The sequence below is a fragment of the Xanthomonas campestris pv. asclepiadis genome (assembly GCF_020784175.1).
Taxonomy (GTDB): Bacteria; Pseudomonadota; Gammaproteobacteria; order Xanthomonadales; family Xanthomonadaceae; genus Xanthomonas; species Xanthomonas campestris_D.
The window spans coordinates 18,420-30,577 of sequence record NZ_JAJGQM010000009.1 but is presented as its reverse complement, the minus strand read 5'-3'; the positions used below and the strand labels follow the sequence as shown (position 1 = coordinate 30,577).

Annotated in this window: 18 protein-coding genes; 13 read left to right on the top strand and 5 right to left on the bottom strand. The window is 60.0% G+C overall.

Annotated features, from left to right (window positions below; genetic code table 11):
* Positions 1–46 precede the first annotated feature (46 nt).
* The gene (locus LL972_RS06495; RefSeq protein ID WP_024938663.1) at positions 47–646 is read left to right on the top strand and encodes an NfuA family Fe-S biogenesis protein; all 600 of its coding nucleotides are present in this window, start codon (positions 47–49) and stop codon (positions 644–646) included.
* A gap of 13 nt (positions 647–659) precedes the next feature.
* Positions 660–2,468 carry a transmembrane repetitive protein gene (locus LL972_RS06490; RefSeq protein WP_228326888.1) on the top strand — a complete coding sequence of 603 codons (1,809 nt, stop codon included), beginning with the start codon at positions 660–662 and terminating at the stop codon, positions 2,466–2,468.
* On the opposite strand, the gene LL972_RS06485 is transcribed toward LL972_RS06490, so the two are convergent.
* Positions 2,428–2,874, bottom strand: coding sequence for a DUF3693 domain-containing protein (locus tag LL972_RS06485; RefSeq protein WP_228326887.1), 447 nt, complete (start codon positions 2,872–2,874; stop codon positions 2,428–2,430). The two genes, LL972_RS06490 and LL972_RS06485, sit on opposite strands and share 41 nt — an antisense overlap.
* Before the next feature lie 122 nt (positions 2,875–2,996).
* Between LL972_RS06485 and LL972_RS06480 the strand changes: the two genes are divergently transcribed.
* From LL972_RS06480 to LL972_RS06435, 10 genes are all read left to right on the top strand, one after another.
* Positions 2,997–3,215 carry a hypothetical protein gene (locus LL972_RS06480; RefSeq protein ID WP_228326886.1) on the top strand — a complete coding sequence of 73 codons (219 nt, stop codon included), beginning with the start codon at positions 2,997–2,999 and terminating at the stop codon, positions 3,213–3,215.
* Entirely contained in the window at positions 3,208–3,411 is a 204-nt protein-coding gene (locus tag LL972_RS06475) for a hypothetical protein (RefSeq protein WP_228326885.1), read from the top strand. Before LL972_RS06480 ends, LL972_RS06475 begins: the two co-directional genes overlap by 8 nt.
* A 91-nt stretch (positions 3,412–3,502) precedes the next feature.
* On the top strand, positions 3,503–4,444 hold the full coding sequence (locus LL972_RS06470; RefSeq protein WP_228326942.1) for a rolling circle replication-associated protein: 942 nt from the start codon (positions 3,503–3,505) through the stop codon (positions 4,442–4,444).
* Complete coding sequence (locus LL972_RS06465; RefSeq protein ID WP_228326884.1) at positions 4,441–4,737, top strand: G5P family DNA-binding protein; 297 nt, start codon at positions 4,441–4,443, stop codon at positions 4,735–4,737. Before LL972_RS06470 ends, LL972_RS06465 begins: the two co-directional genes overlap by 4 nt.
* 3 nt (positions 4,738–4,740) lie before the next feature.
* Positions 4,741–4,962 (top strand): hypothetical protein, encoded by a 222-nt coding sequence (locus tag LL972_RS06460; RefSeq protein WP_228326883.1) that lies wholly within the window; start codon positions 4,741–4,743, stop codon positions 4,960–4,962.
* An 18-nt stretch (positions 4,963–4,980) separates the two neighbouring features.
* Positions 4,981–5,217 (top strand): hypothetical protein, encoded by a 237-nt coding sequence (locus LL972_RS06455; protein WP_228326882.1) that lies wholly within the window; start codon positions 4,981–4,983, stop codon positions 5,215–5,217.
* A 136-nt stretch (positions 5,218–5,353) separates the two neighbouring features.
* Positions 5,354–6,781 (top strand): hypothetical protein, encoded by a 1,428-nt coding sequence (locus LL972_RS06450; RefSeq protein ID WP_228326881.1) that lies wholly within the window; start codon positions 5,354–5,356, stop codon positions 6,779–6,781.
* A gap of 1 nt (position 6,782) precedes the next feature.
* Positions 6,783–7,103, top strand: a complete 321-nt coding sequence (locus LL972_RS06445; protein ID WP_228326880.1) for a DUF2523 family protein — start codon at positions 6,783–6,785, stop codon at positions 7,101–7,103.
* Positions 7,100–8,284, top strand: coding sequence for a zonular occludens toxin domain-containing protein (locus LL972_RS06440; protein ID WP_228326879.1), 1,185 nt, complete (start codon positions 7,100–7,102; stop codon positions 8,282–8,284). Before LL972_RS06445 ends, LL972_RS06440 begins: the two co-directional genes overlap by 4 nt.
* On the top strand, positions 8,281–8,955 hold the full coding sequence (locus tag LL972_RS06435) for a TraX family protein (protein ID WP_228326878.1): 675 nt from the start codon (positions 8,281–8,283) through the stop codon (positions 8,953–8,955). The genes LL972_RS06440 and LL972_RS06435 overlap by 4 nt, the downstream gene beginning before the upstream one ends.
* Positions 8,956–8,991: 36 nt before the next feature.
* Here the strand turns inward: LL972_RS06435 and LL972_RS06430 are convergent, their stop codons facing one another.
* Complete coding sequence (locus LL972_RS06430) at positions 8,992–9,357, bottom strand: DUF3653 domain-containing protein (protein ID WP_228326877.1); 366 nt, start codon at positions 9,355–9,357, stop codon at positions 8,992–8,994.
* 208 nt (positions 9,358–9,565) lie between these two features.
* Here LL972_RS06430 and LL972_RS06425 point away from each other — a divergent pair, with 208 nt between their 5' ends.
* Positions 9,566–9,949: a hypothetical protein gene (locus LL972_RS06425; protein WP_228326876.1), complete on the top strand. Its 384-nt coding sequence runs from the start codon at positions 9,566–9,568 to the stop codon at positions 9,947–9,949.
* A 36-nt stretch (positions 9,950–9,985) separates the two neighbouring features.
* Here the strand turns inward: LL972_RS06425 and LL972_RS06420 are convergent, their stop codons facing one another.
* From LL972_RS06420 to LL972_RS06410, 3 genes are read right to left on the bottom strand one after another with little or no spacing between them, the layout of a single operon-like run.
* A complete protein-coding gene (locus LL972_RS06420) occupies positions 9,986–10,660 on the bottom strand; it encodes a TraX family protein (protein WP_228326875.1) in 675 nt (224 codons plus the stop codon).
* Positions 10,657–11,841 carry a zonular occludens toxin domain-containing protein gene (locus LL972_RS06415; RefSeq protein WP_228326874.1) on the bottom strand — a complete coding sequence of 395 codons (1,185 nt, stop codon included), beginning with the start codon at positions 11,839–11,841 and terminating at the stop codon, positions 10,657–10,659. Before LL972_RS06415 ends, LL972_RS06420 begins: the two co-directional genes overlap by 4 nt.
* On the bottom strand, positions 11,838–12,158 hold the full coding sequence (locus LL972_RS06410; RefSeq protein ID WP_228326873.1) for a DUF2523 family protein: 321 nt from the start codon (positions 12,156–12,158) through the stop codon (positions 11,838–11,840). Before LL972_RS06410 ends, LL972_RS06415 begins: the two co-directional genes overlap by 4 nt.

The window sequence follows — 12,158 nt, the reverse complement described above, 5'->3', positions numbered from 1 at the left end:
ACGGTGTTCCATGAGCGCAGGCGCATTGAGCGGTAGAATAACCCGCATGATCCAGATATCCGACAAAGCCCAAACCTATTTCCGCAAGCTCATCGAACGCGAGGGCGTACCCGGCATGGGCGTGCGCCTGAGCGCGGTGGACGCAGGCACCCCGCGCGCCGACGCCCGGCTCGAGTTCGCCGAACCGGCGGACCTGAGCGGCGACGAATGGGCGATCGATTGCGACGGCTTCACCTTATATATCGTCGCCGCCAGCGTGCCCTGGGTGGATGGCGCTGAGATCGACTACGTCACCCAATCCACCGGCAACCAGCAGCTCACCATCAAGGCACCCAAGATCAAGGGCGAAGCGCCGGCCGAGTCCGCATCGATGGTAGAACGCGTGCGCTGGGTGGTGGAGAATGAAATCAACCCGCAGCTGGCGTCGCATGGTGGCCGTGTGGCGGTGCAGGAGGTCTCGGCAGAGGGTGTCGTGCTGCTGCGCTTCGGCGGCGGTTGCCACGGTTGCGGCATGGCTGATGTGACCTTGAAGCAGGGTATCGAGAAGACCTTGATGGGGCGCGTGCCCGGCGTGATTGCGGTGCGCGACGCGACCGACCACGCCACTGGCGACGCACCGTATATTCCGCGCGACAGCGCGGCCTGATTTCGCGCCACCGGTGACCACGGCCGCCGATCTGCTGCAGGCACTGCGCGCGCGCATGCCGGGCAAGCTCATCCTGGATCGGCGCACCGGCCTGCCTTACGGCTGGGCAACCTGGATGAGCAGTCGCATCGGGCCGGCGGCTGCGTTCAACGATGACCAGGTGATGGGTGTGCTGCTGGCACGGCCAGCGCCGCCTGCAGGTGCTGGCATGGCGTTGGTATTGTCGCCGTTCCAGGCATTTCGCAGCCTGTGGTGGCAGCACTGGGAGCCGCGGCCGAAAGACCAACGGCCGCAACACTGGCTGGCGCTGCTCGCTAGCCTGTTGATCCATCTCGGTTTCATCGCACTGCTGATCTGGGTCGTCACGGTGCGCTGGGCGCCGGACGAAACCAAGACCGGCGACGAATCGCGGATGCGCATGACCTTCATCGGTGACGGTGCGGCAGAGCAGGGCGGTGGGCAAGGGCAGCCCGCTGAGGCTGCGCAGGCCGCCTCGGGCGATGCGGCGTCAGCGTCGCAATCCAGTGCGTCCGCTGCAACCGGCAGGCCGAACAAAGCGAGTGCAGCACCGTCGGAGCCTGCGCCCGCCGAGCCACCTGCCGATCCTTCAGGTACTGCCCAGGCGCAGGACATCGCGCCGGAACCGGTGGCTGCCGCTGCCAGCGAACCGGTGGCGCCTGAGGTGCCACGTGTGAGCGTGCAGGTTCCGCCGGTGACGATTGAATCGCCGCTGCAGGTCACCGAAACACCGGTGGCCACGAACGACTTCGTCGTGCCGCCACCGCCTACGATCACGGTTGCTCCGCGTCCGGTCGCGCCGGCCGCACCACAGATCGAAGTGCGGCAGCGCGATATCCAGACCGTGACCGAACAGCCGCAACTGCGCGAATTGCAACGTCCTGCAGCCACTGTGGCGGTGCGCGCTGCCAAGGCGCCAACGGTGCGCGAGCGTGAAATCGTCGTGCCGGACCGGCCACAGGTCGTTGCGCCGTCCGTGCGCAGCCGCGAGATCACGCCGACAGTTCGCATGCCCGACGTCGCGGTTCGAACGGCAGCGCTGCCAAGCGTGCCGGACCCGGCGCCCCAGCCGGCTCCGGCGGCACCAGCCCAACAGACGCCGGTGACTCCGTCGCCGGCAGCGTCTTCGTCGGTTGCTGCAGCAACGCAACCATCGGCGACTTCTACGCAGCCCAACCAGGCGCAGGCGAACCCAGCGGGAGCGGCGCAATCCAGCAACGCCACAGCGACGGCGGCATCCGCAACCAGGCCAGCAACCAGCAATGCCGGCCCGGCCCCGGCAGACCGTAGTGGCGGCTGGGACGTTGCGGCCAATGCAGACGACTGGAGCAAATCCGACCGTCGCCGCAGCGGCGAAGCAACAGGTGCCAACGGAACGCGCAATGGCATGTTCAACGCGGACGGCAGCGTCCACGTCGCCGCCGGAACCGGCGATGCCGGCAACGGTGCTGGCGACCGCGGGCCGCCAGGCAGCGAAACCGATACCTGGACCCGCGACCAGATCGCCCAGGGCGGCACCTGGCTCAAACGTCCGCCATACGGCTACACGCCGACCTCGCTGGACAAGTACTGGATGCCAAACCAGTCGCTGCTGCAGGAATGGGTGCGCCGCGGCCTGAAGAAGATCGAGATTCCGATCCCGGGAACGACCACCAAGATCAGCTGCGTGGTGTCGTTGCTGCAATTCGGCGGCGGCTGCGGCCTCAGTGATCCGAACCTCAACGATCAACCAGCAACGGCCAGACCGCCGCCGGATGTGCCGTTCAAGCGGGAGCTGCAGGAGGACAACGGGGCTGTGAGGTAGTCAGCTGCCAAGCTGGTTCTGACATAATATACAGACTATGCGCGCTCGGGACGTGCAAGTTATTGATATTAATCGGGTTTGTCCGACCCGTCGCCGGCATCATGCCGATTGCCAGAACCATCGCCCCGATCACCGTAGTGACCGGGGACAGTCTGTCCCACAGTGCACCCCAAGCCTTTTTCGCGTCAGCCGTCTCAGCACCCTCGGTGCGCACTAGGACTGCTAACGCCGGATCTGCCTGCGCGATTTTTATCAGCGCCATTAGGTGATCGTCTTTGATCTTGCCGCCGTGTCGCCACATGCTCACGGCCGCTTTAGTCACACCCATCTTCGCCGCCAGACCTGTCGCGTTTGGCGGATTGCATACTTTGACAGCCATGTCAATCAATTTAATTTGGGTGTTCACGTCAAATTTCTCTTGACCAATAGTTAAGTCCTACTATACAAAGCTTCCAGTCAAATTGCGTTTGACTCGCGACCCCCGGCTCCCCTCCGGGGTCCGCGTCAAGGGGCAGGGGAGGGGGCTTCATGGACGTCATCGCATTTGCATTGATCGGCGCTGCTGGCGTCGTGTTCAGCATCGGAGCCGCTCGCCTCGTTGGCTGGATCTTGGACCGCCGCGACGCCGCCATTCTTCGCCAGCTGCGCGAAGAGGATTTGATCGCTGCAGCTAATCACCACGTTCGCATCGCAAGGATCAAGCGCTCTGTTCGTGCCGCTGCCGAGCGCGAGGTGGATCATGCGTAAGGTTTTGCAATTCGTCAGTGAAATGCCGTGGCCCATTTTCTTCGGCGTCATCTTCGGTGCGGTCGTTGGTGCGTTCTTCGGCATCAGCACTGCTCACGGCATCAATGCACAGCTTGAGCGCGACGAAGCTATCCAGCAGCAGTGCATTGACGGCAACGACAACGCTTGTCGCGTTATGGAGCATCGTCGTGGCTGACGGAACCTGCTCGTTCTGCGGTCAAACAACCGTCTACTTTTTCCCCGGTGGCCTCTGCGTCGCATGCACCGGTAAAAACGCACGCATCCGTATGCAGCAACAGCCCGCGCAATCGCGTGAGTTGTCCGCTTTCGATGCGTCTATCGGCGTCATGCAGGCCGCTACGCGCCGCACTGAATTAGCCGCTGAGACCCTCCAAAAGAACAAGCGCGTCGTCGGCACAAGTGTGCGTGAGTTCGACGCTGCCCATCCGATCGCATTGACCCCAGAGGGCCAGCGCGCAGCGCTGGCCCTTGGGCTTGTCCATTACAAAACAAGTGACACGCGGGCCACTGCAACCGGCACCGTGACCATCGAAATCGACCCGCTACAAGCGCGGGCGCAACGGCTGCGCAAGTCCGTGATTACCGGAGCACGTCTGCATGACCAGGAAGCCAAAAAAGGCTCGTTCCGTGGTGCGTGGTATTTCCTCACGCTCACCTACCGTGATGGAAGCGACAGCAGCCCTCGTGACGTTAGCGAACTATTTAAACGCATGCGCGGCCACTTCAATCGCCTTAAATCTGGGCGCGCACGGTGGAACCGTGAAAGCTTTCGTTACGTATGGGTCGGAGAGCTCACCCAGCGATTCCGCCCGCACTACCACGTGATGCTGTGGGTTCCCACTGGCATGTATTTCGGCAAGGTCGATCAGCGTGGATGGTGGCCTCATGGCAGCAGCCAAATCGAGAAAGCCCGCAACTGCGTTGGCTATCTCGCCAAGTACGCAAGCAAGTTCACCGCCATTACAGCTGCTGCTTTTCCCAAGGGATTTCGCACACACGGCTGCGGTGGACTCAACACCGAATCCAAGCGCGAATTGCGCTGGTGGAAGGCCCCGAAAGATGCGCGTGAAGCTCTCGGCGGGGAAGCGGATATCCGCAAAGCAAAAGGCGGTTGGTTCGACAAGCTTACCGGGGAGTTCTGGCCGTCCCCGTGGAAAGTGACATTTCTCTTCGGCCGGACATTTGCCTGGAAGGTAGTCCCACTATGAAAGTTCAAGTCATGAGTTCCGCTGTCGCTGTGCGTTCGTTCCCGGCCCGCGAGGGTAAGCCGGCCACCCATTTCCGCGAGCAGACTGCAGCTGTGCTTCGCGAAGGCGACTTCCCGCTGCCGTTCACCATTGGTCTTGATGAGGACCAGGCTCCATACGGCGAGGGCTTCTATGTGATCGATCCGAAGTCCCTGCAAAACAACAAATTCGGTGGTTTGGAGTTCGGCCGGCGCATCCGGCTCGTGCCTGATCTGACCGCCAAGGCTTCCGTGCCGGCAACGCGGGTCGCCTAAGTCATGTCCACACCGGAACCATTGTTCGTCATCGGCTGCGCTGCGCAAAACATGCAGCAGGACGGGACGTGTTCGGTTCCGCTGTGGGTGCCGTACCACCAGCCAATTCTTCCACCCCTGGATTTGGCAGATGGAACCATGATCGCTTTCGCCATCGTATCGGTGTGGGCAATCGGGTTGAAAGCGCGCCTCGTATTCCGCGCGGCGCGTCTTGGGGTCTACTGAAAAATGGAGATATTTACTATGAACGTTGTCAACGCTGCTCGTCGTTTCGCCTCGTCCACCACCGGCAAGGTCAGTGCCGGCGCTTCCAGCCTCCTCGCATCCGGTGCCGCATTCGCATCCGGTACTGGTTCGCCCGGTGCTGCGGTTGCCGGCGAGTTGGCCAGCGGTAAGGGTGATGTGATGTTGGTCATTGGTGCGTGCGCCATCATCCTTGGCGCGATCATCCTGTGGGCTTACGTGAAGCGCGCCCACTAATCGCGTCGCTCCAGGGAAAGTGGGAGGGGCGCGCGGCAACGTTCGCCCCTTTTTTTTAGGCAAAAGGGGGAGTTATGGGCTATTTCATTCTGGTGGCTATCCTGGGCGCAGTGTGGCTCGCGTTCGAGGGCATGTGATGCGCTGGCTCGCACGCGTTTTCGCATCCGCAATCGTGCGTCGATGTGCCTATCTACTCGTTGCTTTAATCGCAGCATGGTGCGGCGTTGGACGGGCCGAGGCTAAGGATTATGAGGACCAGGGCGCAGCCTATTCGGGTTGCATGTCTGATGCTCGCGGGTCTACTGCTGCGTTAGGTGGTAAGTCGCAGGGCAGCTGTGCGCTTGAAACAGAAGGTTTGTACAAGTGCTATGCGTATCAATTGTGGAATGGTAATCAGGAGGTCCTTACGCTCTGTGGTGCCGCGCCGGGATTTGAGACTTCTCACCGATACGCCTTGTCCTGTGCATCTAAGCCGTCTGCGATAACGCAGTTTCAGCCAATGAATGGATCTAGTCAGTGTTGGAACGGCTGCGAGGTCAAGTATCGGCAGAACGGCGACGATGAAACCAGTACGCGTAGCACCACGGGTGCTGTGTGCGATCCCGATTACAAGAAGAAATGCCCAGTCAGTTCATTCTGGAACGGCTACATGGGTGTGTGTCAGCCCATTGACCCCAGTTGTCCTGAAGGCCAGGTCAAGCAAGACGGGGTTTGTAAGCCGGAAAACAAATGCCCCCAAGGCATGGTCGCGGTGCAAGCATCAACGCCTGGTGCTGTGGCTCAGGGAGCGTTGTATTGCGCGCCTGAAAAAGAGGAATGCCCACCTGGCACGATCATGTCGCCTGCTGGCAAGTGTTTACCCGGCGAGGGTCAGTGTGCGTCTGGCGAAGCACCTGGGAAGGATGGCACTTGCAAGAAAGACGCTGACGGCGATGGCGAAGGTGACGAGGAAGGCGACGGCGAAGGCGAGGGCGGCGAAGGCAAAAAAGATGAGGCATCAGGTGGCGAAAGTTGCGACACGCCGCCTAGCTGTAGCGGCAGCGCTATCCAATGCATCCAAGTGAAAATTCAGTGGCGTATCGATTGCAATACCCGTCGTGCGCAGAACATCAGCGGCGGCACATGTACTGCTGTTCCTGTGTGCACCGGCAAGGCATGCGATGCAATGGAGTACGCACAGTTGATGCAGCAGTGGCGCTCAACCTGCGCACTCGAAAAGATCGCCAAGGGCGACACGTCATCTGGCAGCAACACCGACAAGAATGGCAACGGCGTTGCCGACGCACTTGAGGGCAGTGGCAACGTTACCGATCCTGGCGATGGCAAATCGGACGTGGAGGGTGCTAAGCGCTTCGGTATTCGCTTCTCTGCTGACAAGCTGGATCGAGAGAACATTTTCGGCGGCGGCAGCTGCCCTGAGCCTCCCAGCTTCGTCATCATGGGCAAGACGATTAGTGGTGGTGATTTCCCCTATTTTTGTCGTGCTGCTGCGATTCTCCGTGCGCTTGTGTTGCTGTTCGGCGCGTACCTTGCTGTAAAAATTCTCATGGGATGGACTGGTTGATATGGGCATGGTCTGGGAGTGGATCACTAAGGGCATTTTCTTTTTCTTCGGCAAGCTCAAGGACATTGCAGCCGGCATCGTGGGCAAGATCTTGTCGAGCTTCGGGCTGACCATCGTTTCCTTCGAAGCTGTGCTGCCAAAATTGAAAGAGGTCATCACCGAACAGGCGTCTGGCCTGTCCGGTCCTGCAATGGATTTCCTCGGCTATCTCGGCGTTGGTCAAGCCATGTCGATGGTCCTATCTGCGCTCACCGTCCAGATGGCTTGGAAGGTCTTCATCATTCCAAAAACCGTCGCTGATCAGCTTGGAGCGGGCTCATGATCTACTGGTATACCGGTCAGCCTGGGCACGGCAAAACGCTGCATGCAATTGAAAAATTGCTTGAGTTTAAGGATCAGGGGCGCATTGTTTACGCGTGCAATATTCGCGAGTTCGACTATGCAAAAACCGGTGTGCTTGAGATGACGCCGGAACAGTTTCGCGACTGGCCTAATTTCCTGCCCGATGGTGCTGTTGCGCTGGTCGATGAGGCTTACGAACACGCGATGCTTCCAAAGCGTCCGAATAGCTCCAGGGTTCCGCATCATGTCGAGCAGCTTGCTAAGCATCGGCATCGCGGCCTGGATTTCATCTTCGTTAGCCAGTCGCCCGATAAGCAGTGCGACCAGTTCGTGCACGATCTGATCGAACGACATATCCATGTGCGCAGGCGCTTCGGAACCAAGTTTGTGCACTTGCGCGAGTTCGACCGGTTTGAGGCTCGCGCCGAGAAGGCAACACCACTCGTTGTCAAGCGCAAGGCATTGCCCAAGCGGCCCATGGGCACCTACAAATCCACTGAGCTAGACACCACGCAGCGTAGAATTCCGTGGTATTACATCGCGCTGCCGATCTTCATTGTGGTCGGTTTGGGCTTGATGTATTACACCTTCGGCAACATGGGCAAGCGGCTAAGCGGTGAGTCGGTTCCGGCTGCTGTGCAAACCCCTCAAGGCGATGCGGCGCGGCCCGACGGAGCGTCAGCGAAGGCGGCCGGCGCGGCTACGCCGCAGAGGGTCATCACTGCTGCTGAATTCGCCAAGCAATTTCTGCCGCGTGTCCCGTCTGAGCCGTGGAGTGCGCCCATATACGACGGCAAGCTGACATTGCCGAATGAGGCACCGCGGTTGTTCTGCATGTCCTCGCTGACAGGTAGTAACGCGCACGGTGAGCGTGTGGGCCCCACGTGCACGTGCATGACAGAGCAGGGCACGCATTACGTGGTGGATCAGCAGACGTGTCGCTACATAGCCCGTCGCGGGCAGTACGAACCGTATCGCGATGAGCGCAATGATCGATTGGTTGACGGTCCTACGCAGATTGATCGCGGGATGCAAGCCGTCGCGCAGCGTCGTCTGGACGCAATGACGATTGATCGCGGTCAGCGTGCGCAGGGCACTTTTCCTGAGTCGCCTGGCTATGTGCCGTCCACCAGCACGCCGTCAACGGGCCTTGACCTATGACCAGCAGCGGCCGGGAATTGCTCAAGTGGATCGCCCTCATCTGCATGACGTGTGACCACGTGGCTACCATCGTCTATGGCGGCTATGTGCCGGTGCTGTCGCAGCTCGGCCGCATTGCGTTTCCGGTGTTTGCCCTGGTCATGGCCTACAACCTGGCCCAGCCGCTCGCCGACTACCGTAAGTCTGTCTCGCGTCTTGCGATCTGGGGCTTGATCGCCCAGCCGGTGCACGCGTGGGCATTCGGCTCTTGGTGGCCGCTCAACGTGCTGCTGACATTCGCCCTTGCCGCGTGCCTGGTCTGGGCGGTAGATCGTCGCCAGTGGCCGCAGGCGGCGTTCCTGGGCCTGCTGGCGCCGGCATTCGTTGATTACCAGTGGACGGGTGTCTGGCTCGTTCTGGCTGCCTGGCACTGGTTCAAGGGGCAGGGCAGGTTGGTGAATATTTTTGCCTGGTATGACACGTCCACCACGCTTGCCCACGTGCGCATCCCGGTACTGCTTGCAGCGGCGATGATCCTGATGTGCCTCTACAACGGCAACGCCTGGGCATTGCTCGCGATTCCACTCATGGAGCTGGGTTATCGCAATTGGAAGCTGCCACGCACACGTTGGGCCTTTTATGGCTACTACGTCGGCCACCTGGCAGTTCTCGGGATCTTGTTCCGCTCATGATTGGGGTGTAGGGGCCTAGCCCCTACGGATAACGCTTCACCCGCGCTGTGGAGCTCGAGGCCCCCTCGTTCTACGCACCACCTGCGCTCGATCGGCGGACCCCGCGCCATCCACCACTGATGACCGCTCTTCATGCCTGCGCTGTATCACGTCCCGCAGGTAGATCACGTTGGCCGCTGTTGAGCGATGTGGCGGCTTGGGCACGTATAGGCGTTTGTACTGAGGGTTACACACCCTTAGCTTGGCTTCGTCCATCATTGCTGACCATTCCCGCGCCAGGCTCGATGTCAGCGCCAGCCAGGTCAGCTGGGTTGCTGTGAACGCCTTTCCCTCCGGCGTCACCAGCTCGCCACGTACGAACGAAAAACCGGCCCACGGGCCGGTCAGTTGTCGATCACGCATCTGCCAATCTCCATTTGGCGTGCCATCGTCGCCGCCGCACCGTGACTGCAGCAGCAAACGAACCTAGCAAGCCACGCAAGCGCCTTGACATAATATACATTATGCGAAATGTGGTCCGAGACGCGCTGAAGATGCGCGGCCGTCTTCTCTGGCTCTGGATCACCTCGCTGCTACCGTCACGCAGTCCAACGGACAAGGAAATCGCTGCGTGAATCTAGACACCTACGCTCGCGTAGACCTGACCGGCCCTTGGGCCGGTTTTGGTTTTCAGGGACACCGGTTTTTTACGCCGGAGAACTACGACATCGAACCATCCGATATGCGCTTCTGGGCGCTGACCTGTGCCATCGCTCGGGAATGGTCATTAATGATGTCCGAAGAACGCAATGCTCGATCGGCGAATCCTCGAAAGCCTACTGCCACAAGGTCTCCAGGCTCTCATGTTTCTGCAGGCGGGAACGTGATCTACCTACGGGACGTGTTGCAGCGCAGGCGCGAAAAACGGCTCTCAGCGGTGGCTGACGCGGAGTCCGCCGATAGAACGCGTGTGATCCGGCACACACGTGGGCCAAGAGCTCCACGGCGCGGGTGAGGCGTTATCCGTAGGGGCCCTGCCCCTACACCCCAATCATGAGCGAACAAGGACCGCCAGGACTGCCAGGTGGCCAACGTAGTAACCGTAGAAGGCCCAGCGTGTGCGTGGCAGGCTCCAGTTGCGGTAGCCAAGTTCAACGAGCGGGATTGCCAGGAGTGCCCAGGCGTTGCCGTTGTAGAGGCACAGCAGCGCAATAGCCAGCGAAATCCATAGAGGCAACCTGAAGTGCAGAAAGGTGCTGTGTCGGTCGTACCAGTAGAAGATATTGACCAGGCGGCCACGGTCCTTGAACCACCACCAGAAGGCCCAGACCAGCCAGATGCCGATCCACTGGTAATCGACGAAGAGAGGCACCACCAAGGCTAGGACGGCCACGAGCGGCCACTGGCGGCGATCTGCGGCCCAGACAACGCAGGCAGCGAGGCAGAACGTCAACAGGACGTTGAGCGGCAGCCAGGCACCAAAGGCCCAGGCGTGGACCGGTTGAACAATGACACCCCAAATTGCCAGCCGCCTGACTGACTTCGCATAGTCAACTCGATCCTGAGCCAGGTTGTAGGCCATGACCATCGCGAACAATGGAAATGCAATGCGGCCGAGCTGGGAAAGAACGGGCACGTGGCCACCATAGACAATGGTGGCCACGTGATCGCACGTCATGCAGATGACAGCGATCCACTTGAGCAATTCGCGGCCACTGCTGGTCATAGCTCGCGACTCGTAGACGGAACGCTAGTGGATGTGCTGTAGCCAAGCGACTCAGGGAAAGTGCCCAAGGATCGATTACCACGGGCAACGACTGCACTTTCCTGCTGTCGCTGGGCAACGGCTTGCATCCCGCGATCGATCTGAGTTGGTCCATCAACATAGCGATCATTGCGCTCATCGCGATACGGCTCGTATTGACCGCGACGGGCGATATAGCGACACGTCTGCGGGTCAACCACGTAATGGGTGCCCTGCTCTGTCATGCAGGTGCAAGTGGGACCCAGATGCTCACCCTGCGCGTTGGTACCAGTGAGCGAGGACATGCAGAACAAACGCGGTGCCTCGTTGGGCAATGTCAGCTTGCCATCGTATGCAGGCGCACTCCACGGCTCAGATGGAACACGCGGCAGAAACTGCTTGGCGTATTCGGCAGCTGTAAGCACTTTGGGCGGCGTAGCCGCGCCGGGCGCCGTCGCTGACGCTCCGTCGCGCGGCGCCGCACCGCCTTGCTGCGTTTGGGCAGCAGCTGGAACGGCCTCGCCCCCTAACCGCTTGCCCATATTGCCGAACGTGTAATACAGGAGGAAAAGGCCGCCAATGACAAAGATCGGCAGCGCGATGTAGTACCACGGAATCCTGCGCTCAGTGGTGTCTAGCTCGGTCGATTTATAAGTGCCCATCGGACGCTTGGGCAATGCCTTGCGCTTGACAACCAGCGGTGTTGCCTTCTCGGCCTGCGCCTCAAATCGATCGAACTCGCGCAAGTGCACGAACTTAGTACCAAAGCGCCTTCGCACGTGCACGTGTCGTTCGATCAAGTCATGCACGAACTGATCGCATTGCTTATCAGGCGACTGACTGACGAAAATGAAATCCAAGCCACGATGCCGATGCTTTGCCAGCTGCTCGACGTGATGAGGCACCTTAGAGCTATTCGGGCGCTTAGGCAGCATGCCGTGTTCATAGGCCTCATCGACCAAGGCAACCGCACCATCGGGAAGGAAGTTAGGCCAATCGCAAAACTGCTGCGGCGTCATCTCAAGAACGCCTGTCTTGGCATAGTCGAATTCGCGAATATTGCAAGCGTAGACGATACGGCCCTGGTCCTTGAACTCAAGAAGACGATCAATAGCATGCAGTGTTTTGCCGTGCCCAGGCTGACCGGTATACCAATAAATCATGACCCAGCCCCCAGCTGATCGGCGACATTCTTAGGAATAACGAACACCTTCCAGGCCATTTGCACGGTGAGTGCAGAAAGCACCATCGACATCGCTTGCCCAACGCCGAGATAGCCGAGGAAATCCATCGCGGGACCAGAGAGGCCAGCCGCTTGCTCAGTGACCAGCTGTTTAAGCCTTGGCAGGACCGCTTCGAATGACACGATAGTCAGACCGAAACTAGACAAGATCTTGCCCACAATGCCGGCTGCAATGTCCTTGAGCTTGCCGAGGAAGAAGAAGATGCCCTTGGTGATCCACTCCCAAACCATGCCCAT